Origin of the sequence: Pseudodesulfovibrio aespoeensis Aspo-2 (genome assembly GCF_000176915.2) — a bacterium.
Lineage (GTDB): Bacteria > Desulfobacterota > Desulfovibrionia > Desulfovibrionales > Desulfovibrionaceae > Pseudodesulfovibrio > Pseudodesulfovibrio aespoeensis.
Genome location: NC_014844.1, coordinates 2,000,425 through 2,021,827, shown reverse-complemented (window position 1 = coordinate 2,021,827; position 21,403 = coordinate 2,000,425). Strand labels below are relative to the sequence as shown.

Here is a 21,403-nt window from a genome sequence, read left to right as displayed (position 1 = left end):
GTCGGGAAACGGTCTACTGTTTGTCCAGGGCGTCCATCAGGTCGATGGTCAGGCGCAGGAAATCCGCCTCGGTCAGGATGCCCATGAGCTGGCCGTCGTGGACCACGGGCAGACAGCCGTATTTGTGGTTGAGCAGTGTCTGGGCCGCGAGCTTGAGGGACGTATCCTCGTCTACGGTCCTGATATCCGTGCGCATGATCTCCCGGATTGGGATGCCGGCATCGATTTCCTTCTGGGTTTCCGGGTCCATCTCGGCCAGCTGGGATATGGTCGCGGAGAGAATGTCCCGGTGGGTCAGGAGGCCCGTGAAGATGTTGTCCACAGTCACGATGGGGATGTGGCGGATGCGTTGGAGATCCATCAGCGCGCGGGCGCTTTGCAGGGAGTCCGCCTCCTTGAGGGAGAAGACAGGGGTGGTCATGAGATCCTTGACTTTGAGCATGAATATCCTCCGGTTCGTGAGTGTCGCCAGTCAACATCAAAGCCGGGAGCGTGTCAAGGAGGAGTGCCGTGCCAGCATCGTTCCCGGTGGTCCGGTTGACTTTGGCGGCGGAATCTGTTCAGCATCCCGCAGGCGTTCCGGGCGGGACGCCGAGTTCTTTTTTCAGGAGAATGCATGGTTGACCCGGTGAGATCGCGAGAGCGCATGGTGCGAGAACAGATCGAGGCGCGCGGCGTGTCGAACCCGGCTGTCCTCGACGCCATGCGGTCGCTTCCCAGGCACCTCTTCGTCGAGGAGGCGTTCGCATGCAAGGCGTACTCCGACGGCCCCCTGCCCATCGGCGAGGGGCAGACCATCTCGCAGCCCTTCATCGTGGCTCGCATGTCCGAGCTGTTGCAGGTGGAGCCGGGCATGACCGTGCTCGAAATCGGCACAGGCTCCGGCTATCAGGCCGCCGTGCTTGCCCACATGGGCGTGGATGTCTATACCGTCGAGCGCATCAGGAATCTTTTTTTCGCCGCCCGCAAGAGGTTCATGGACATGCGCCTGTTCTCGGTCAAGCTCAAGCTCGACGACGGGACCATGGGCTGGCCCGAACACGCCCCCTATGACCGCATCATCGTCACGGCGGGCGGCCCAGAAGTGCCTGAACCGCTGCTGGAGCAACTGGCCGATCCGGGCCGTATGGTCATCCCGGTGGGCGACTCGAAACGGGTGCAGCGGCTGGTCCTGCTTGAGAAGGCGGGCGGGCAGGTGATCCGCTCCGAACACGGCGACGTGGCCTTTGTGGACCTTGTCGGCCAGCACGGATGGTAGGCGCGATGTCCGATACGAAGATGACCCTGACCAAGGCCTTCATGGCCGGCCCCGGCCCGCGCGACATGCGGGAGGCGGTCCTGCTCTGGGGCAAGGGCTTGTGCATGGGTGTGGCGGATATCATCCCCGGCGTGTCGGGCGGCACCATCGCCTTCATCACCGGCATCTATACCCAGCTCGTGGACGCCATCCGTTCCTTTGATTTCGCCTTTGTCCGCCGTGTTGTCACCCTGGATTTTTCTGGCGCGCTGGCCTCGGTCCACCTGCGCTTCCTGGCCTGCCTGCTGTGTGGCATCCTCACGGCGGTGGTCGGCATGGCCCGGCTCATGAACCACATGCTGCACGTTCATCCCATTGAGATATGGTCACTTTTCTTCGGACTCATCGCGGCTTCGGTGTATGTGGTCGGGCGCGAAATCAGGCCCCTTGGTCCGGCCAACCTGGGGCTGGTGGCGCTCGGCACGGCGGGCAGCTATGCGTTGGTGGGCATGATCCCCGTGTCCACGCCCGAAACCCTGCCGTTCATCTTTCTGTGCGGGGCCATTGCCATCTGTGCCATGATCCTGCCCGGCATCAGCGGGGCCTTCCTGCTCCTGATGCTCGGCAAATACGAGTATGTCACGAGAACCCTCAGGAATCCCTTCGTGTTGGACAACTTCCTGGTCATTGTCGTCTTTGCCGGCGGGGCCGCAGCAGGGATAATTGTCTTTTCGCGCGTCCTGCACTATCTTCTGTACAGATGGCACGCGGCCACGGTGAGCGTGCTCACGGGCTTCATGATCGGGGCGCTCAGAAAGGTCTGGCCCTGGAAGGAAGCGCTCGAAACCTCGGTCATCGGCGGCAAGGTCCATGTGCTGCGCGAGCAGAACATCCTGCCGGGCGGTGTGGATGCTGAACTTTTCCTGGCAATCGGTCTGGCCCTGGCCGGAGCGATGGCCGTTTTGCTGCTGGATCGTGTGTCCCGTGGCAACATGCGTGTATGAGGCCGCTCCCAGGCGGCGAAAGCAAGATAAAGCGAGAAGAAAGATGAGCGGATGCAGTTCCGGTACCTCCTGCGGCAGCGGCGGAGAAAAGGGCGCGCCTAGCGCCAAGATGCAGATCCAGGACGAGATGATCAGGTCCACCCTGCAGAAGATCAAATACAAGCTCTTCATCATGAGCGGCAAGGGCGGCGTGGGCAAGAGCTCGGTCTCGGTCAACGTGGCTGCGGCCCTGGCCGCCAAGGGGTACAAGGTGGGCCTTCTGGACGTGGACATCCACGGCCCCAGCGTGCCGACCCTGCTTGGCATCTCCGGGACCCTCGACATCGACCGAGGTTCGCTGATCCTGCCCAAGGAATACAATGAAAACCTGCACGTGGTGTCCATGGAGTCGCTGCTCAAGGATCCGGATCAAGCCGTGCTGTGGCGTGGTCCCATGAAGACCGCAGCCATTCGCCAGTTCATCTCGGACGTGCAGTGGGGCGAGCTGGATTTTCTGGTGGTCGATTCCCCGCCCGGCACCGGCGACGAGCCCATGACCGTGCTCAAGACCGTGCCCGAGGCCCTGTGCGTGGTGGTCACGACGCCCCAGGAGGTCTCCCTGTCCGACGTGCGCAAGTCCATCAATTTCCTTCAGTATGCCAGGGCCAATGTGCTCGGCGTGGTCGAGAACATGAGCGGGCTGGTCTGTCCGCACTGCCACGAGTCCATCGACCTGTTCAAGAAGGGCGGCGGCAGGGACCTGGCCGAAAAATACGGTCTGGCCTTCCTCGGCGCCATCCCGCTGGATCCGGCCACGGTTGTGGCTGGTGATATGGGCAAGCCTGTGGTACTGATTGATGAGGATTCCTTTGCCAAGCGCGCCTTCATCCAACTGGCGGACACCATTGCCGAGGCAGCGCAGAAGAGCTTCGAAGCCGCCTCGACAAACGCCTAGGTGGTGCAATGAACAAGGACGTATGCAACCTGCCCAACTGCCTGACCATGGCCCGGATTCTCGCCGCGCCAGTGGTCGTCATGCTCCTGTATCTGGAGATGTGGTTCGGGTTCAGGTTCGGAGCGTATTGCGCTTTCGGGGTCTTTTTCATCGCCTCAGTGACCGATTATTTTGACGGCAAGATAGCCCGCCAGAACAACCTCATCACCAATCTGGGCAAGTTTCTCGACCCCCTGGCCGACAAGCTGCTCATCGGGTCGGTGCTGATCATGCTGGTCCGGCTCGGCCCGGAGTGGGGCGTTCCGGCCTGGATGGTGATCATCATCATCGGGCGCGAGATGGCGGTCACCGGCATGCGCGCCGTGGCCGCCGAGATGGGCGAAGTCGTGGCCGCCGACAATTTCGGCAAGGCCAAGACCCTGCTCCAGAGCCTGGCCACCGGGCTTCTGGTCTTCCATTATCCCCTGTTCGGATGGGATCCGCGCCCCCTGGGCCACGGCCTGCTTTGGGCGGCCTTGGGGCTGACGGTTTTTTCCGGCGGAAATTATCTGTACAATTTCTATAAAAAGTGGTTAAAAACTGAAGAGAATTGAACAGTAAGACGGTGTCCATCATGACCGATCACAATTCAGTGAACCATCTTGTTCGGATCACGAACTGCCTCCAGACCATTCTGGACCTGGAGCCCCAGCTGGAAAAGCTGGAGCACGGCAATTCCCTGCTCGACGAATTCACCGTGCTCAAGTCCTTTCTCGAAAAGATCGACAAGGTGGAGCTGAGCGAGGAGGACGTGGTGCGCATCGAGAGCGCGACGGCCAACTTCCTCCGGGAGCTTCAGGGGCCGCTGGTGAGGCTGGGATCGGTGGCGAAACCGGGGCGCAGGCTCCAGTAGGGTTATGCACGGGCGCATTCTCATTGTCGCACTGCTTGTCTTCATCAATCTGTTTCTGCTGTTCAGGCTGATCTGGAGCGATCAGGGCGTTTTCGCCTATCTCGAATTGAAGAGCCGGTACGAACTGCTGCAGACGAGGATCGACGCGGTGGACGGCAAGAGTCTGGACCTGAGCCAGGAAATCCGCCGGTTGAAGTCCGACACGACCTATCAGGAGAAAATCATTCGCGAGCGGATGAACTTTGTCAAAAAGGACGAAATCCTTTACATATTTCCTGACGAGACTGCCAACCAGCCCGGAGAAAGAACCGATGTGCAAGAAAATTGAGTGGTATCAGGAAGTTCTCTCCTTGGAGCCGGGGTCGAGGATATTCTTTGCCCTGGCCAAACTGTTTGTGGAGAATGGCAATCCCGAAGACGCCGTCATCACCTTGAAGCGCGGGCTGGACCGGCACCCAGACTACCTTGAGGCGCGCATGCTCCTGGTCGAGCTTCTGACCGAACTGGGGCGCGAGGACGAGGTGCACGACCAGCTCGAGCGGGTCACGAACTCGTTGCGCGACTATCCCGCCTTCTGGCGGGGATGGGCCAGGAGCCTGCCGCCGCAGCAGCGCGACCTGGCTGTTTTTTTGATGCTCGTGTCGTCGAATCTTTCCGGCAACATCATCAAGTGGACCGATGTGGTCTTCGAGGGCATCGGCACCCTGGCCGACAGGCTGGTGGGCGCGCCGTTGCCGCCGCCTTCGGACTGCCCGACCCCATCGTATCTGCCCAGGTCAGAAACATCGCGGCCAGAAACATCGCGGTTGGAAACGTCCTGGACAGAGGCCTCCCGGACCAGCCGCGGGGCCAGCGAATCAGCCCGGCCCGGCATGGCCTCATTCCGTACCAAGACCATGGCCGACCTGCTCGCCTCTCAGGGTGACGTGGAAGGTGCCCTTGAAATCTACCGCGAATTGCTGCATTCAACCGTATCTGACGAGCGGCGGACCGAGTTGTCGGCCCGCATCGCGGAGTTTGAGGCGCGGCGGGCAGAGGCCCCGGAGCCGCACAAGCGCGAGGACGCCTTTGGTGTGCATGCCAAGAACCGCCTCATCAGCACCCTTGAAACCCTGGCCGCCCGGTTCGAGGCCAGAGTCCAGAATTAACCTTCGGCCATGCCGTTGCGCGCTGCCGTCCTGCCGCGCGACGCTGTGCGGGATGATCGGGAATAGATGAAGTATACCTGCTTGTTATTGCTCGTTTCTCTGGCCCTGTCTTCGGTCGGTTGTTCCACGTGGGGATCGACCACCAAATACGTCAAGAAGTCGTGGGATTCGACCAAGGACTACATCGACCCCCCGCCGCAGATCGACACCGACAGCTACCAGTTCAGCAACCCCAACCAGGAGAAGCTGGCCAGACTGTTCACCCCGGTGGACGGTCCGCTGACCTCGCTGGGCCGGTTTGTTGACGACATGGACACCATGCCGGATGCGGACTGGATGGACCTGCTGCTGGCCCGGTTCCCCTGGGCGCACCGCGTCCTGGTCACGGATGTCGAGGGCACCATCATCATGATGCAGCCGGAAACCCCGGTGAAGAAGATCGAGAGCCCCCTCGTCTTTGAGGGCGTCTGGCGTGACATCCAGCTCCTGACCGTGGTGGACTACTCCGATCTCGGGCCGGAATTGTACATTGGTCGCCCCTATTTCAAGGACATTGAGTTTCGGGGGCTCATCGGTGTGGGCTTCGATCCCCGGACGCTGCTCGGCCTCAGCCCCGAGCCGGAACAATTGATCATCATCCACCCCGGCGGCGGCGTCTGGTCGCGCGGGGCGGACGTGGACGAGGCCGCGCTGCTCGCCCTGCCCTGGGAGAGCCTGCTGCACGATCATGTGGACGGGCAGGTCGAGGCGGGCGGCAGATTCTACACCTGGATTGTGCGCTACATCGGCGACAGCAGCTACATCTACGCCACGGAAAGCGTTGATCCCAAGGCCGGGAACAAGTCCTGGTGGTTCTTCTAACATGAACGCATGGCGTAACGAGTATATGATGAACCCCAGGTCAAAGGAAATGGCGATGCCCCAGCAGGTCACAGTTACCGAGCACATACTCTTGCATCAGAAGCTGATACCCGGTGCAACGGGCCAGTTCACCCGGCTGTTCAATGAGCTGGTCCTCTCTGCCAAGATCATCACCCGCGCGGTCAGCAAGGCCGGGCTGGTAGACATCCTCGGCTTTACCGGCGATGTCAACGTCCAGGGCGAAGAGGTCAAGAAGCTCGACGACTACGCCAACCGCATCCTCATCCACCGGCTGGCGCGCTCCGGCGTCCTGTGCGCCATGGCGTCCGAGGAGAACGCGGACATCATTGAGGTGCCAGATTCCTTGCCACGCGGCGAATACATCATCATTTTCGATCCTCTGGACGGCTCGTCCAACATCGATGTCAACGTCAGCATCGGGACGATCTTCTCCATATTCAAGCGCAAGAGCGAGCCGCAGGGTCCGCTCATGTCGAGCGATGTCCTCCAGAAGGGCAGCGAACAGGTGGCCGCCGGATACATCCTCTACGGCTCCTCGACCATGCTCGTCTTCAGCTCGGGCGAAGGCGTCCACGGGTTCACCCTGGACCCGAGCGTGGGCGAGTTCCTCCTGTCGCATCCCAACATCCGCATCCCGGAACAGGGCAAGGTTTACTCGGTCAACGAGGGATACGAGCGGTACTGGGACAGGGGCACCAAGAAGGCGCTGGATTATTTCAAATCGCCCAAGAACGCGCTGCACAAGCCCTACAGCGGGCGCTACATCGGCTCCCTGGTGGCGGACATCCACCGGAACCTGCTCTACGGCGGCATCTTCATGTATCCCGCCGACCTGCGCGATCCCAAGAAGCCCAGCGGCAAGCTGCGCCTGACCTGCGAATGCAATCCCATGGCCTTCATCGTGGAGCAGGCGGGCGGCATGGCCACCGACGGGCTCAACCGCATCCTGGACATCGAGCCGGACCATCTGCATCAGCGCGTCCCGTTCTTTTGCGGCTCGCTCAACGATGTCAAGGTGGTGCAGGATATCTTCAGGGCCGAGAGCCGGGGAAAGAAATCCCGCTGATGCGCATCCTTGGCATCGAGACTTCCTGCGACGAAACCGCCGTGGCCCTGGTCACGGACGGGCGGCTGGTGGCCGAGCGGCTCGCCACCCAGATCGACGTGCACGCCCTCTTTGGCGGTGTGGTGCCGGAGATCGCCTCGCGCGAGCATTTGCGCGTGCTGCCGCGCCTGTTCGACGAACTCATGGCCGAAACCGGGCTGCGGGCGGGAGATCTGGACGCCATTGCCGTAGCTCGCGGGCCGGGCCTGCTCGGCAGCCTGCTCGTCGGCGTCAGCTTTGCCAAGGGGTTGAGTCTGTCCACCGGAGTGCCGCTGGTCGGGGTCAACCACCTCTGGGCGCACCTGCTGGCCCCTGGCCTGGTCGAAGAACTGCTGTTTCCGGCCCTGGGGCTGCTCGTGTCGGGCGGGCACACCCACACCTATCTTGTCCGGTCGCCGGTCGAGTTCGAGCTGCTGGGCCGGACACTGGACGACGCGGCCGGGGAGGCCTTTGACAAAGTGGCCAAGCTGCTCAACATCGCCTATCCCGGCGGTCGCTTCATCGACATGCTGGGGGCCGAAGGCGAGCCGGACACGACCCTGTTTCCGCGCCCCTATGTGGACAACCAGAGCCTCGACTTCAGCTTCAGCGGGTTGAAGACGGCGGTGGCCAAGCATATCGCGGCGCATCCCGACCTGGTCCTTGACGAGTTGGCCGGGGCCAAGGAGGTGGCTGGACTCTCCGGACCGCGCCGGGAACGTCTGGCCAGGGTCTGCGCCTCCTTCAACTGGAGCGTGGCCCAGACACTGAAGATCAAGGTGGAGCGCGCCCTGGCCCGGGTCGGGGCGGTGCGCAGCCTGATCGTGGCGGGCGGCGTGGCCGCCAACTCCATGGTGCGCGAGACCATGGCCGGGGTGGCGTCTGCCGCCGGAGTGCGCCTGACCCTGCCCAGTCCGGGTCTGTGTACGGACAACGGGGCCATGATCGCCTATGCCGGATGGCTTCTGACCCGCGAGGGCTACAGCCACTCCCTCGACCTGGAGGCGGTGCCACGAGGGCATGTGGTCCCCCTCGACTGGGCTGTTTGCGGTGACAAACGCGCCAAGGAGTGATAATTAGCGAGGGTGCGCCTTGACAGCGGGGCGTTTGGAAACCTATTTTAGGAAAATAGCTTGAACCCAAGCCGCTTCCGAATCCGGCACCCCCGCCAGCGCGGTCTGTTCCGGATGACGGAAGTTGGAAAAAAGAAGGAGAATTCCATGGCCAATCAGATCACTGACGGCAATTTCGATCAGGAAGTCCTGCAGAGCGATGTCCCGGTTCTTATTGATTTCTGGGCTCCCTGGTGCGGTCCGTGCCGGGCCATGGGACCGGTCATCGATGAGTTGGCCGTCGAATACGAGGGTCAGGTCAAGATCGTCAAAATGAACGTTGACGAAAACTCGGCGACCCCCGGCAAATACGGCATCCGCGCCATTCCGACCCTGATCCTGTTCAAGGGCGGCGAAGTCGTTGATCAGAGCACTGGCGCTGTCTCCAAAAGCAGCATCAAGGAAATGATCACCAAGAAGGCGCTCTAGTTCATGAAGGAGTATGACGCCGTTGTCATAGGGGGCGGCCCGGCAGGGATGACGGCTGCCCTTTATCTTTTGCGCGCGGGCGTGAAGACCGCCATGCTGGAGAAGCTGTCTCCTGGCGGGCAGGTGCTCATGACCTCCGAGATAGAGAACTATCCGGGATTTCCCACCGGCCTGCAGGGGTGGGAGCTGGCGGACAAGTTCGCCGCGCATCTGGAGAGCTACCCCCTTGAGCGCATCAACGACGAGGTCCGGGGGATTGAACTCGGCGAGCCCTACCACACCGTGGTGGTGGGGGAGGAGAGGGTGCGGGCCAAGGCCATCATCCTCGCCACCGGCTCACGCTATCGCAAGCTCGGCGTTCCCGGCGAGGAACGGCTGCTGGGCAAGGGCGTGTCCTACTGCGCCCTGTGCGACGGCAATTTCTTTCGCGACCGCGACGTGGCCGTCATCGGCGGCGGCAACTCCGCTTTGGAGGAGGCGCTCTATCTTGCCCGGCTGGTCAACAAGATATACCTCATCCACCGGCGCGAGGATTTTCGCGGCCTTGTCTGCTATCAGGAAAAGTGCTTCCGCCACGAGAAGATCGAGGTCATGCGCAGCACGGTCATTGAAGAGATCGTGGGTGACGCCGGGGTCGAGTCCCTGGCCCTGCGCAACATGATCACTGGCGAGAAGAGTCTGCTCAAGGTGGACGGAGCCTTCATCTTCGTGGGGTTCGAGCCCATCATGGATTTTGTTCCCGATGCCGTGAACAAGGACCGCAACGGCGTCATCACCGACGTGGAGATGCGCACCAACATCCCCGGCGTGTTCGCCGCGGGTGACATCCGTTCCAAGATGTGCCGACAGGTCGCCTCCGCCGTTGGCGACGGAGCCACCGCTGCCACCGCCGCCTTTTCATATCTCGAACAGATTGGCCTCTAGGAGCCCGAATGCGCTCGTCCCGTCTTGTCGCTTCTTTTCTTTTTCTTTGGCTGGCTTCGGGCTGCGCCCTGATAGACAGTTATTTTCTGCCGCCTCCCGAAGACACCGCTCAGGAACTGTACGAGGCGGGCATGGACGCCATGGGCAACAAGGAATACGGCGACGCGCAGCAATACTTCTCCAAACTCAAGGACCGCTTCCCCTTCAGCCCCTTTGCCCTCAGGGCCGAGCTGGCACTGGGCGACGCATATTTTCTCGATGCGGATTACCTCATGGCTCTGGACTCCTACAAGGAGTTCGAGGCGCTGCATCCAAGTCATGAATCCATCCCCTATGTCCTCTATCAGATAGGCTCCGCTGACTTCAATCTCTTCAGATCCATCGACCGCAGGCAGGAGAACATCCAGGAGGGGCTCGAGTATTTCTACCGGCTCCGGGAGACCTATCCCGATTCGGAGTATGCCACAGCCTCGGAGGACATGATCACCAAGGGACGAAGGATTCTGGCCGAGCACGAGGTCTATGTGGCCGACTTCTTCTGGCGCACCGAGCAATACGGCCCGGCCTGGAACCGCTACCAGTATGTGGTCGAGAACTTTTCGGACGTGCCGGACCTGCGTGACTACGCCAGGAAGCGGGCGGAGTATTCCTATTTCGAGTACCAGAAGACCCTCTCCGAAGAGGAGCGGCTGCGTATCCAGGGAAGCTGGAAGCTGTGGCTCAAGAAGTGGCTGTAACGAGCTAAACGGGCGGCCTCGCGGGCCGCATCCCGGCGTATGCGAAGTCCATCATTTTCCTTTCCCGACTGGATCAGGGAGTTCGTCCCCGGCGACGAACTCTTCGCGCGCGCCTACAGCGACATCTCGGACCGCAACCGGGCGTGGATGAAGACCGCCATCGCCCGGCTCCACGACTGGTACGGGCCGCGCAAGGTCACCGGCGGCGAGACGGCGCTGCGCTGGCGCGCGGGCTTTGACTCCCGGTCGGCCCACGATGCCGTTGATTTCGCCGTTGTCCTCTTTGACGGCAGCCTGCTCTCGCCATCGCGGCTGCTGGCCGCCCTGGTCCCGGCCATAGCAGGCGGAGTCGGCAGCGTCCTGGCCGTGCGCGTGAGCAGCGGCACCCCCTGGCGCAAGGCCATCCTGACCGGGCTTGAGCTGGCCGGGCAGGAGCTGGTCGTGGACATGTCCGAGCTTCAGGCCCGGCGGCTCTTCAACGAACTTCGCGAATCCAATCGGCCCGGCGCGGTGGCCGTGCTCGGTCCCAGGGCCGCGGTCATCAAGACCAACGAGTTGCAGGCCGCGTCGCGCATTTCCTTCTGGCGGCCACGGTATACCAGGGCCGCAGCCATCTGGATGGACGACGAGTCCACCTTCGACCTCGACGCCCTGGCCTTCATCCATCCGGACATCGTTTTCAGCGTGTTCGGTGCCGAGCCGGAACTGCCTGCCGAGAACTTCTCCTATGAAGGGGAGGGCTTTGACAGTTTTCTGGACGCCATCATGGATGTGGCCTATGTCCCTGCGGCGCGTGTCGGACAGACCCTGGGCAGGGCCCGGATCGTCCTCGGTCCGGGGCAGGAGGGGTGCTGGATATGGCCCGATCTGCATCCGGAGCATTTCCAGTTTCAATCCATCGCCTGGACCACCGGAGACTGACGTGAGCAAATCCAATGCCCCTTCAGCCAAAACGCTCGCCAACCTGCGCAACATCGGCATCATTGCCCACATCGACGCGGGCAAGACGACCCTGACGGAGCGAATCCTCTACTATTCAGGCGTGATACATCGCCTCGGCGAGGTCCATGAAGGCACCGCCACCATGGATTACATGCCCGAGGAGCAGGAGCGGGGCATCACCATCACCTCGGCTGTGACCTCCTGCCAGTGGGGGGATTGCATGATCAACATCATTGACACGCCCGGGCATGTGGACTTCACCATCGAGGTGGAGCGGTCCCTGCGCGTGCTCGACGGGGCCGTGGGCGTGTTCTGCGGCGTCAGCGGTGTGCAGCCGCAGTCCGAGACCGTGTGGCGGCAGAGTGAATCCTATCAGGTGCCCAAGCTGGCTTTTGTCAACAAGATGGACCGGCCCGGCGCGGACTTCCAGGCCGTGGTCGAATCCATCAGGACCAGGCTGCGCGCCAACCCGCTGCCCGTGGAGTGTCCCGACGGCGAGGGGCCAGAGTTTCAAGGCGTGTTTGATCTGGTGGGGCTCAAACGGATCCGGTTCGACCAGGAGTCGAGCGGTTTCGAGTTCACCCGGTTCGACCTCACCGACGAGGAGAAGGTGCGCATCGCCCCCTGGCGCGACAGGCTCATCGAGGCCGCCGCCGAGGAGGACGAGGAGATTCTCGACCTGTATCTTTCCGGCGAGGAGGTGGACGCTGGGCGCATCCGAGCGGCCCTGCGGCAGGCCACCCTTGGCCGCAAGATCGTGCCCGTGCTGGTGGGCTCGGCCCTGCGCAACATCGGCATCCAGCAGGTCATGGACGCCATCTGCGACTACCTGCCAAGCCCGCTCGACGTGCCCCCGGCCACGGGCATTGATCCCGAAACCGGGAGCCGCAAGGCGTTCCCTGTCTCCCACAAGGAGCCGCTCTCGGCCCTGGTCTTCAAGGTGACCATGGATTCTGGGCGCAAGCTGGCCATGATGCGTCTGTATTCCGGCCAGCTCGGCAGCGGCGACACCGTCTTCAACATCACCCAGGGCCAGGATGAGCGCGTGGCCCGGCTCTTCAGGCTGCACGCGGGCCGCCGGGAGAAGATCGAGACCGCCTTTGCCGGCGACATGGTCGGCGCGGCGGGCATGAAATACGCCCGCACCGGCGACACCCTGTGTCTGCGCAGCGCCCCGATCCTGCTGGAGCAGATCGCCGACTACAAGCCGGTCATCTCGCTGGCCATCGAGCCGCGCAATTCCGAGGAAGGAGAGAAACTCGACGAGGTGCTTGAAAAATATCTGCTCGAAGATCCCACTCTGGACCTCAGACACGACGAGGAAACCGGGCAGATCATCCTGTCAGGCATGGGCGAGTTGCACCTGGAGGTTGTCCTGGAGCGGATCAAGCGCGAGTACAAGCTTGATCCCAGGGCGGGAAAACCCCAGGTGGTCTACCAGGAGACCGTGACGGCCAAGGCGCGGGGCGCGGCCCAGTTCCGGCGCGAGCTTGGGGACGAGACGCATTTTGGCGAGGTCAGCCTGTCCGTGGAGCCGCTGCAACGGGGCGAGGGGCGAGACATCTCCTTTGCGGTCGATCCCGACCTGTGGCCCGCCGCCTGGCTCCAGGCCGTGGAGGAGGGCATCGTCGATTGTCTGCAAAGCGGCGTGATCAAGGGGTATCCGGTGCAGGATATCCGTGTCCGGGTGCTCGGCCTTGAGCGCAGGGAGGGCGAGTCCGGCCCGGTGGGCTACCGCATGGCCGCCATGATGGCCCTCAAGGACGCGCTGGCAGCCGCCACGCCCCGGCTGCTTGAGCCTGTCATGTGGATGGAGGTTACCGTGCCCGAGGATTTCGTGGGCGACGTGGTCGGCCTGCTCGGCTCCAAGGGGGCCAAGATCGAGAACATGCTCGACCGGGCGGGGCAAAAGGTCGTCCAGGGGCTGGCTCCGCTGGGCAGGCTGTTCGGTTTTTCCACCGACCTGCGGTCCGCCACCCAGGGCCGGGCCGGGTTCGTCATGAAATTTTCCCGTTTCGACGTGCTGGAGTAGGCATTGACCAGACTTCGTCGAAACAACGGGATTGATCGGAACACCAGGCTCGACCGGCTGCGGGAGCGCAAGGCGGACTGGTGGACAGGCACCAAGCGCTGGACCCGGCTCTGGTATCTGCGTCTGATGCGGCAGAATTCCTCGCCCAAGAACCTGGCCGCGGCCCTTGCGCTTGGCATGTTCATAGGCGCCATGCCCATCATGCCGTTCCAGTCCGTGGTGGTCATCGCCCTGGCCTTTGCCTTCAAGGTGAACAAGCTCGCCGCATGGCTGGCCACCTGCTATTCCAACGCGGCCACCCTTGTGCCGTTCTACTATTTCCTTTTTGTCATCGGCAAGGCGGTCACCCCGTTCGAGGGCGTGATCTTTGATCCGGGCAAGCTGGAGATGGAGCAGCTCGTCAACGCGGGCTGGGAACTCTTCATGGTCATGTTCGCCGGGGGGTTGGTCTTTGGCATCCCCGCCACTGCGGCCACGTACTTCCTGTCCCTGATCATCATCAGGCGATACCGCCAGGGCCGTGCCATCCGGCTTCTGCGCAAGAAGACCCTGGGCTGACGCGCGCGATTGCGCCGATCCGTCTGCCCGGCGTTCTGTGTATTTTTCCCTCATTTCCACCGCCGCAATTGCCTTTTGTTCCGAGAGCGAGTACTAATTACGCGGTAATCCATGGTTTTTATGACCCCAATCCGTCGCTGTGCTGGCGTCGTGCAAACGGAGTGCGTTCAATGCTAACCGGTCCTCGCGGCATCATTGTGTTTTTGGGAGGTGTGGCCTGCGTTGTCTTTGCCGGAGCTGTGGCTGTGGGCGGATGGGCGGCCTATGGCGCGGGAGTTGCCGTGGTCGGCCTCTGCACCGCGGCTGCGTCGGGATGGCTGTGTCGCAACGAGCGCAGGCTGCGCGAGGCCATGGATGCCCTGGCCAGGGGTGAAGGCCTGGATGTCGCGTCCGGTGGACCTGGCCGCAATGCGCTCGGAGACGGTCTGCGCTCCCTGGCGGAGTCCATCGGCAAGGTCAGGGCGGAGAGATCCCTCTACGAGCGCGCAATCAAGGGGCTTGGCAACCCGGCCTTCCTTTGCAATCGGGAGGGGCGCATACTTGTGGCCAACAAGGCCCTGCTTGATCTGCTGAAAAAGCCCTCCGCCCAGGTGATCGGGTTTTCGGTCGGGCAGGCCGTGTACGGCAGGGACGTGCAGTCCCTGACCGACAAGGCGCTCAAGGCCAGGGCTGCCAGCGAGCAGGATGCCGAGCTGACGTTGTGGGATGGGCGACAGGTGCCTGCCAAGTGCTTTGCCGCGCCCGTGCACGACGATGGCGGGGAATTGGTCGGCGCGGTCACGTCCTTTGTCGATCTGGCCGAGGTTGTGGGCCAGCGGCTTGAGGTGGAGCGCCAGCGTGAGCGCATGAGCCAGGCCGGACAGCAGATCAGCACCCTGGCCGAGCATGTGGCCTCGGCCACGGAACTGCTCTCGGCATCTGCCGACGAACAGGCCCAGGGCGCGCAGAAACAGCGCACCCAGACCTCCTCCGTGGCCACGGCCATGGATGAGATGACGGCCACGGTCATTGAGGTGGCCCGAAACGCGAGCGGCACCAGCGAGGCCGCCGACCGGGCGCAGGATTCAGCCGCCGAGGGCGTGTCCATGGTTTCCAAGGCCGTGGAGGCCATCAAGGAGGTCTCCGAGTCGGCCAAGCAGCTGGGACACGAGATCGGCGAGCTTGATTCCCAGGCCGGGGAGATTGGCCGGATCATCGGCGTCATCAACGATATCGCCGACCAGACCAACCTGCTGGCGCTGAACGCGGCCATCGAAGCGGCGCGGGCGGGCGAGGCTGGCCGGGGATTTGCCGTGGTGGCCGACGAGGTGCGCAAGCTGGCCGAAAAGACCGTGGCCGCCACCAAGGAGGTGGAGGAAGCCATCGGCACCATCCAGGCCCGCTCGCGGCACGCTACCGAGGCCATGCGCAGGACGGAGAAGCAGGTCGGCGAAAGCACCAGTCTGTCCAATCAGGCGGGTGAGGCGCTCAAGCACATCATGGAGAGCATCCGGGACATGGTCGGCAGGGTGACCCAGATCGCCACGGCGGCGGACCAGCAGTCCTCTGCCGCAGAGGACATCAGCCGCAACATCGAGGATATCGCCGAGATCGCGGGCGAGGCGGACGAGGCAGCCGGACAGGCCGCCAGCGCCACCCGCGAACTGGCCGGACTGGCCCAGGAACTGCTCAACGTATCCAACGAATTCAGGGACGGCGGCACCGGCTCCAAGGTGCGCGAATCCGCGGAACGGATGAAGGGCATCCTGCCCAAGCTGGCCCAGGCGTTCGTGAAGAAGAAATATGGCAATTCGGTGTATGATTTCATGCAAAAGGAGCTGGGAAATCCAGTCTTCCTGCCCACGGAAAGCTACTCGGACAAGGCGCTGCTCCAGATGGCCGAGATCGCTGCGGCCAAAAGCAACATCAAGGTGCGTGATTTCTTCATCGAGTTCGGGAAGTTCTCCATCAGGCAGTTCAACGAGATGTACCCCCGCCTCTTCAAGAAGGAGTCACTCAAGGAGTTTTACATGCGCATGAACGACGTGCATGCCCAACTGACCAAGGACCAGCCTGGCATCAAGCCGCCGGTCTTCACCTACGAGGACAAGGGGCGGGAATTATTCATGAACTACAAGTCAGCCCGCGGCCTCTTCGACTACTTCGAGGGCATCCTGCTCGGCGCAGCGGAGTTCAAGGGCGAGAAGGTCTCCATCAAGATCAAACCCTTTGATCAGACCTCGACCAGGGCGGAAATCGTCTTCCTTGGCAAGGAGTAACCGATATTTCTTTTGCATGGGCGCACTTTATAATGGGCTTTGCAGGGCGCTTCCTGTGATACTGTACGCAGGGATGGGCGCGCTCACGCGCTCCTCCGGCCAGAAGGCACCTTGCAGCGACGATTCTTGAGGAGCGAGACGAATGTCCGACGATCTCAACAGGCAGATATTCAAGGAAGAGGCTTACGACCTCCTGGGCGAACTGGAGGGGGCGCTGCTCGAACTGGAGGAGTCCCCGGACGACATGGCCCTGGTCAACCAGATTTTTAGGGCCTTGCACACCATCAAAGGCTCCGGGTCCATGTTCGGGTTCGACGATATCGCCGCGTTCACTCACGAGGTGGAGTCCACCTTTGACATGGTCCGCAACAACGCGCTCGGCGTGACCCCGGAGCTGTGCGGGCTGGCCTTGCGTTCGCGCGACTACATCAAGCTCCTGCTCGGCGCGACCGAGGGCGACGAGGTCGATTCCACAGAACGGCAGGCCATTTTGCAGGGGCTTCAGGCTCTGTGCGCAGGAGAACCCGTGGCCGGGGCGGTAACACCAGATCCGGCTGACGCGCCAGCCCCCCCCGAGGCTGTGCAGGCATCATATGTGTCCGACGAACCCTTGGCCGGGGAATTCTGCGAATACAGGATCACCCTGACCCCCAAGGCCGGGACGAAAACGGACGAATCCAGTCTGGAGTCCCTGTTTGTGGAGTTGGGCGGTCTCGGCGACTTCCAGATCCTTGGCCGACCGGGAGACACGGCGGCTGGCGGCTGGAACCTGTCCCTGAAAACCGACATCACCGCGGACAACGTCAGGGATGTCTTCTTTTTTGTCGATGCCGACCTCGCTGTGGACATATCGGACTCGGAAGGCATGCCCGTGCTGGTCACCGGCGCGCTGGACGTCTCCCTCCCGGCTGGGCCGGCTCGTCTCAAGGCGGATGAAGCCGCCTTTAATGAAGACGAGGATTTGGAGGCGCCGAGGCTCGGCGAAATCCTCATCCAGAGCGGCGACGTGACCGAGGCGGACATCCGGGATGCCCTCAGCAAGCAGAAGCCGCTGGGACAGATACTGGCCGAGGAGGGCAAGGTCGCGCCGGAGAAGGTCGAGCAGGCCGTGCGGCGGCAGGCCGAGGCCAAAGAGCAGGACGCCAGCCGGAAGCAGCAGGAGGCCCTGTCCAGCATTCGCGTGGCGGCGGACAAGCTTGACTATCTCGTGGACCTCGTGGGGGAGCTGGTCATTGTCCAGGCCCAGATCACCCAGGTGGTCAGCGAGCGCAACGATCCGACCATGACCGCGCTGGCCGAGGAGCTGGAGCGCCTGAGCGACGAGTTGCGCGATTCCACCCTGGGTATCCGCATGCTGCCCATCGGCACCTCCTACAGCAAGTTCAGGCGGCTGGTGCGTGATCTTTCCGGCAGTCTCGGCAAGGAGATCAATCTGGTCACCGTGGGTGCGGACACCGAATTGGACAAGACCGTCATCGAGCGGCTGGGCGACCCGCTGGTCCACCTGCTGCGCAACAGCATCGGCCACGGCATCGAGCTGCCCGATGAACGCAAGGCGCAGGGCAAGCCGGCCCAGGGGACCATATACCTTTCGGCAGAGCATTCCGGCGGCGAAGTGCTCGTGCGCATCAAGGACGACGGGCGCGGCATGGACCCGACCATCATCCGCGAGAAGGGGATTGAGCGCGGGCTGATAGCCGCCGATGCCGAGCTGACCAAAAAGGATCTGCTCAAGCTCATCTTCGAGCCGGGATTTTCCACGGCCAAGGAAGTCACCAACGTGTCGGGCCGGGGCGTGGGCATGGATGTGGTCAAGCGGGCCATCGATTCACTGCGCGGTTCCATCGAGATCGACTCCACCCTGGGCAAGGGCACGTTCATCACCATCAGGCTGCCCCTGACCCTGGCCATCATCGATGGTCTCCAGGTGCGGGTGGGCGACGGGTACTACGTCATCCCCCTGTCCCTGGTGGAAGAGTGCGTGGAGCTGGCCGCCAGCGACATGGACGAGAGCTCCAGACAGCGCATCCTCCATCTGCGGGGCGAGATCGTCCCCTACGTCCACCTGCGTGACTGGTTTGGGGTGGAGGGCGACAGCCCGCCCATCGAGCAGATCGTCATCACCGGGGTGGAGGGCAGCCGGGTGGGCATCGTGGTGGACACGGTCATCGGCGAGCATCAGACGGTCATCAAAAGCCTGAGCCGCGTCTACAAGGATGTGGAGGGGATATCGGGCGCCACCATCAAGGGCGACGGCTCCATCGCGCTCATTCTGGATATTCCGAGCCTGGTCCGCCGGATCATTGTCGAGTCCAGCTAGCTGTCGGAATCAAACACCAAGAGGCGTGCACATGGCTAAAAAGATACGCGTGCTCATCGTTGACGACTCGGCGGTCGTCCGCAAGACCCTTGAGGAAATCCTTTCATCGGATCCGGGCATCGAGGTCATCGGAACGGCGGTGGACCCCTATGTGGCCGCCGAACGGCTGAAGGTCGAGGTGCCGGACGTCATCACCCTGGATATCGAGATGCCGCGCATGGACGGGCTGACTTTTCTGCAAAAACTCATGAAGCAGCACCCCATCCCGGTGGTCATCTGCTCCTCGGTGGCCGAGCACGGCACGGACAACGCCCTCAAGGCCCTGGAATACGGCGCGGTGGAAATTATCTCCAAGCCGAAGATTGGCACCAAGAAGTTCCTGGAAGAATCGAGCATCCTCCTCATCGACAAGGTCAAGGCCGCTGCCATTGCACGCCCCAGAAAGTTCAAGACGGTTCAGCCCATCAAGGTCAGCCCCAAGCTCAATGCCGACGCGATGCTGCCCATGACCCGCCCGCAAACCCTGACCACCACGGAAAAAATATGTCTGGTGGGTGCGTCCACTGGTGGCACCGAGGCCTTGCGCGTCTTTCTCGAAGCCCAGCCGCCCGGCTGCCCGCCCATCGCCATCGTCCAGCACATGCCGGAGCATTTCACCGCGGCCTTTGCCAGGCGGCTCGACACCATCTGCGGGATCAAGGTCAAGGAGGCCGAGGACGGCGACTCCATGTTGCGCGGCCAGGCCCTCATCGCGCCGGGAGACCGGCACATGCTGCTCAAGCGCAGCGGGGCGCGGTATTATGTGGAGGTCAAGGCCGGGCCACTTGTCTCGCGCCACCGGCCCTCGGTGGACGTGCTCTTTCGCTCCGGCGCGCAGTATGGGGGCAGCAACGTGGTGGCCGCCATCATGACTGGCATGGGCGACGACGGGGCCAAGGGGATGAAGGAACTGTTCGACGCGGGTGCCTACACCATTGCCCAGGACGAGGCCACCTGCGTGGTCTTCGGCATGCCCCAGGAGGCCATCAAGCTGGGCGGGGTGCGCAAGGTCATGCCGCTGCAAAATATCGCCGCCGAGATCGTGCGCACCTGCGGCTAGGGCAGACGTTTTACCGGGCGGTCTTCCCGGCGTGGCGGTAGGCCACCACCTGCACAGGCTCGGTGGTGATCATGCCCTCGTTCATCATGGTGTCCAGGGCCTCCATCAGGGGCGCGAGCCGCTCCGGATGATCGACGATCTCCACGACCACGGGCAGGTCCTCGGACAGGCGCAATATCTTGGTGGTGTGGATCAGGCTGTTGGCCCCGAAGCCGCTTTGGCCGCGAAAGACCGTGGCCCCGGCCAGCCCCATGGCCCGCGCCCGCTCCACGATGGCATCGGCCAGGGGCCGCCCGTTGTGCTTGTCGTCTTCGCCGATGTAGATCCTGATGCGCTCTGCTTTTTCCAGCAGTTTCATGGCGTTACTCCTATCGGTGCGGTCTGGTTACAGGCTAGAGCAGCCTGCCCAGCGCGATGCCGAGCAGGACCAGGGCCAGCCCGGCCAGGCTCTGGCCGACCACGTTGAGCAGGGCCAGGGCGTACTGGCCGAACTTGACCAACTCGGCTGTCTCGAACATGTATGTGGAGAAGGTGGTGAACGCGCCCATGAAGCCGCTCAGGGCAAGGATGCGCAGCCCGCTCCCCGGCAGCAGGCGGTTCTCGAAATATCCCCACACCGCGCCAAAGAACAGGCAGCCGGCCATGTTGACCATGAACGTGCCCAGGGGAAAGGCGGTGCCCGCCAGCCGCTGGGCCACGCCGGAGAGCCAGTAGCGGGACAGGGTTCCGGCTGCGCCGCCCAGCGAGAGATAGAGAATTTTCATACCCATGTGCATTGTCCTGGTGTGGTCATAGCAAGTCAAAGGAAGAAAGCCAATGGTCCTTGAATGCGAATTGAAATATGCGCACGCCGACCTCGGGGAGATGCGCCGTCGGCTTGAGGCGGGCGGGGGCGACACATCGGGCCGGTACTTCGAGTCCAACCTGGTCTTCGACCGGCCCGACCGCTCGCTCAAGGTCGCCGGGATTCTGCTCCGGCTGCGCTGGCGGCAGGGCCAGGCCGTGCTCACGGTCAAGCGCCCGCCCGCAGGGGAGATCGTCTCGTCCCTCAAGGTCTCTGAGGAGCTTGAGACCACGGTGGGCGATTTCGCCGCCATGCGCGCGGCCCTTGAGGCCCTGGGTTTTTCCGTGGCCTTTGCCTATGAGAAGGTGCGGGAGAAGTGGAAACACCTGGGCTGCACGGTATGTCTCGACCATCTGCCGTTCGGCGACTATGTGGAGATAGAGGGGAGCGAGGGGACAGTGCCCGGTTGTGCGGCGGCCTTGGGGCTTGATCCCGCCACCTCGACCAAGGCCACCTACCACGCCCTGAATCTGGAGCACCGGGCCGGGCAGGGGCTCGCGTCGGAGGAGAGTTTCGTCTTTTCCGAGGCGCAGCGGGCCTCTCTTGATGTGAAAATCGGGAAAGTTTAGGATTCGTCCCTCGACAGGCGGTGGAAACGAATTTATATTGGACTCTGAAGAATACCGAGGACCCGCGGAGAGCGACACCATGAGCGACCCTTTTACCGGTGACCGGACCAGCCCGGAGTTGTTTGACGAACGCGAGGTCAGGGAACCCCGGAAGTACAAGGTTCTTTTGCATAACGACGACTATACGACCATGGATTTCGTGATTGAGGTGCTTGTGCGGGTCTTTCGCAAGAGCGAGGCCCAGGCCATGGCGATCATGCTGGCGGTGCACAACGAGGGCTACGGCGTCTGCGGGACATACACCGCGGAAGTGGCGGAAACCAAGGTAGACATGGTCCACAGGCTGGCGAGGAGCGCGGGTTTTCCGCTCAAGTGCAGCATGGAAGGTGAATAGCTAT

24 protein-coding genes are annotated in these 21,403 nt (G+C 62.6%); 21 read left to right on the top strand and 3 right to left on the bottom strand.

The window, feature by feature from the left end; all coding sequences use genetic code 11:
* Positions 1-13 precede the first annotated feature (13 nt).
* A complete protein-coding gene (locus DAES_RS09205; RefSeq protein WP_013514762.1) occupies positions 14-442 on the bottom strand; it encodes a CBS domain-containing protein in 429 nt (142 codons plus the stop codon).
* Between the two features lie 174 nt (positions 443-616).
* Here DAES_RS09205 and DAES_RS09200 point away from each other — a divergent pair, with 174 nt between their 5' ends.
* The 19 genes from DAES_RS09200 (at position 617) to DAES_RS09110 (ending at position 19,592) form a co-directional block, all read left to right on the top strand.
* Positions 617-1,258 (top strand): protein-L-isoaspartate(D-aspartate) O-methyltransferase, encoded by a 642-nt coding sequence (locus tag DAES_RS09200; RefSeq protein ID WP_013514761.1) that lies wholly within the window; start codon positions 617-619, stop codon positions 1,256-1,258.
* Positions 1,259-1,263: 5 nt separating this feature from the next.
* Complete coding sequence (locus tag DAES_RS09195; RefSeq protein ID WP_013514760.1) at positions 1,264-2,241, top strand: DUF368 domain-containing protein; 978 nt, start codon at positions 1,264-1,266, stop codon at positions 2,239-2,241.
* Positions 2,242-2,284: 43 nt separating this feature from the next.
* Positions 2,285-3,175 (top strand): Mrp/NBP35 family ATP-binding protein, encoded by an 891-nt coding sequence (locus DAES_RS09190; protein ID WP_013514759.1) that lies wholly within the window; start codon positions 2,285-2,287, stop codon positions 3,173-3,175.
* 8 nt (positions 3,176-3,183) lie between these two features.
* Complete coding sequence (gene pgsA, locus DAES_RS09185; protein WP_013514758.1) at positions 3,184-3,768, top strand: CDP-diacylglycerol--glycerol-3-phosphate 3-phosphatidyltransferase; 585 nt, start codon at positions 3,184-3,186, stop codon at positions 3,766-3,768.
* Positions 3,769-3,788: 20 nt separating this feature from the next.
* Positions 3,789-4,067: a hypothetical protein gene (locus DAES_RS09180; RefSeq protein WP_041271718.1), complete on the top strand. Its 279-nt coding sequence runs from the start codon at positions 3,789-3,791 to the stop codon at positions 4,065-4,067.
* A 4-nt stretch (positions 4,068-4,071) separates the two neighbouring features.
* Entirely contained in the window at positions 4,072-4,395 is a 324-nt protein-coding gene (locus DAES_RS09175; RefSeq protein WP_013514756.1) for an FtsB family cell division protein, read from the top strand.
* Complete coding sequence (locus tag DAES_RS09170; RefSeq protein ID WP_013514755.1) at positions 4,379-5,215, top strand: tetratricopeptide repeat protein; 837 nt, start codon at positions 4,379-4,381, stop codon at positions 5,213-5,215. The genes DAES_RS09175 and DAES_RS09170 overlap by 17 nt, the downstream gene beginning before the upstream one ends.
* A gap of 66 nt (positions 5,216-5,281) precedes the next feature.
* On the top strand, positions 5,282-6,076 hold the full coding sequence (locus DAES_RS09165; protein ID WP_013514754.1) for a hypothetical protein: 795 nt from the start codon (positions 5,282-5,284) through the stop codon (positions 6,074-6,076).
* A 55-nt stretch (positions 6,077-6,131) separates the two neighbouring features.
* Positions 6,132-7,163: a class 1 fructose-bisphosphatase gene (gene fbp / locus DAES_RS09160; protein WP_013514753.1), complete on the top strand. Its 1,032-nt coding sequence runs from the start codon at positions 6,132-6,134 to the stop codon at positions 7,161-7,163.
* On the top strand, positions 7,163-8,254 hold the full coding sequence (gene tsaD / locus DAES_RS09155; RefSeq protein ID WP_013514752.1) for a tRNA (adenosine(37)-N6)-threonylcarbamoyltransferase complex transferase subunit TsaD: 1,092 nt from the start codon (positions 7,163-7,165) through the stop codon (positions 8,252-8,254). The genes fbp and tsaD overlap by 1 nt, the downstream gene beginning before the upstream one ends.
* A gap of 147 nt (positions 8,255-8,401) precedes the next feature.
* Positions 8,402-8,722: a thioredoxin gene (gene trxA / locus DAES_RS09150; protein ID WP_013514751.1), complete on the top strand. Its 321-nt coding sequence runs from the start codon at positions 8,402-8,404 to the stop codon at positions 8,720-8,722.
* A 3-nt stretch (positions 8,723-8,725) separates the two neighbouring features.
* Positions 8,726-9,646 carry a thioredoxin-disulfide reductase gene (gene trxB / locus DAES_RS09145; protein ID WP_013514750.1) on the top strand — a complete coding sequence of 307 codons (921 nt, stop codon included), beginning with the start codon at positions 8,726-8,728 and terminating at the stop codon, positions 9,644-9,646.
* A gap of 8 nt (positions 9,647-9,654) precedes the next feature.
* Entirely contained in the window at positions 9,655-10,383 is a 729-nt protein-coding gene (locus DAES_RS09140) for an outer membrane protein assembly factor BamD (RefSeq protein WP_013514749.1), read from the top strand.
* Between the two features lie 39 nt (positions 10,384-10,422).
* Entirely contained in the window at positions 10,423-11,304 is an 882-nt protein-coding gene (locus DAES_RS09135) for a hypothetical protein (RefSeq protein ID WP_013514748.1), read from the top strand.
* A gap of 43 nt (positions 11,305-11,347) precedes the next feature.
* Positions 11,348-13,357 carry an elongation factor G gene (fusA, locus tag DAES_RS09130; RefSeq protein WP_275074300.1) on the top strand — a complete coding sequence of 670 codons (2,010 nt, stop codon included), beginning with the start codon at positions 11,348-11,350 and terminating at the stop codon, positions 13,355-13,357.
* A 3-nt stretch (positions 13,358-13,360) separates the two neighbouring features.
* Positions 13,361-13,915, top strand: coding sequence for a DUF2062 domain-containing protein (locus DAES_RS09125; RefSeq protein ID WP_013514746.1), 555 nt, complete (start codon positions 13,361-13,363; stop codon positions 13,913-13,915).
* Between the two features lie 212 nt (positions 13,916-14,127).
* Positions 14,128-16,173: a methyl-accepting chemotaxis protein gene (locus DAES_RS09120; RefSeq protein ID WP_236608393.1), complete on the top strand. Its 2,046-nt coding sequence runs from the start codon at positions 14,128-14,130 to the stop codon at positions 16,171-16,173.
* Positions 16,174-16,315: 142 nt separating this feature from the next.
* A complete protein-coding gene (locus DAES_RS09115) occupies positions 16,316-18,493 on the top strand; it encodes a chemotaxis protein CheA (RefSeq protein ID WP_013514744.1) in 2,178 nt (725 codons plus the stop codon).
* 31 nt (positions 18,494-18,524) lie between these two features.
* Complete coding sequence (locus DAES_RS09110) at positions 18,525-19,592, top strand: protein-glutamate methylesterase/protein-glutamine glutaminase (protein ID WP_013514743.1); 1,068 nt, start codon at positions 18,525-18,527, stop codon at positions 19,590-19,592.
* Between the two features lie 10 nt (positions 19,593-19,602).
* On the opposite strand, the gene DAES_RS09105 is transcribed toward DAES_RS09110, so the two are convergent.
* Positions 19,603-19,950: a DUF190 domain-containing protein gene (locus DAES_RS09105; RefSeq protein ID WP_013514742.1), complete on the bottom strand. Its 348-nt coding sequence runs from the start codon at positions 19,948-19,950 to the stop codon at positions 19,603-19,605.
* A 34-nt stretch (positions 19,951-19,984) separates the two neighbouring features.
* Positions 19,985-20,362: a fluoride efflux transporter CrcB gene (crcB, locus tag DAES_RS09100; RefSeq protein WP_013514741.1), complete on the bottom strand. Its 378-nt coding sequence runs from the start codon at positions 20,360-20,362 to the stop codon at positions 19,985-19,987.
* A gap of 46 nt (positions 20,363-20,408) precedes the next feature.
* Between crcB and DAES_RS09095 the strand changes: the two genes are divergently transcribed.
* Complete coding sequence (locus tag DAES_RS09095) at positions 20,409-21,005, top strand: class IV adenylate cyclase (RefSeq protein ID WP_013514740.1); 597 nt, start codon at positions 20,409-20,411, stop codon at positions 21,003-21,005.
* A 79-nt stretch (positions 21,006-21,084) separates the two neighbouring features.
* Positions 21,085-21,399, top strand: coding sequence for an ATP-dependent Clp protease adaptor ClpS (locus DAES_RS09090; protein ID WP_013514739.1), 315 nt, complete (start codon positions 21,085-21,087; stop codon positions 21,397-21,399).
* The last annotated feature ends 4 nt before the right edge of the window (positions 21,400-21,403 follow it).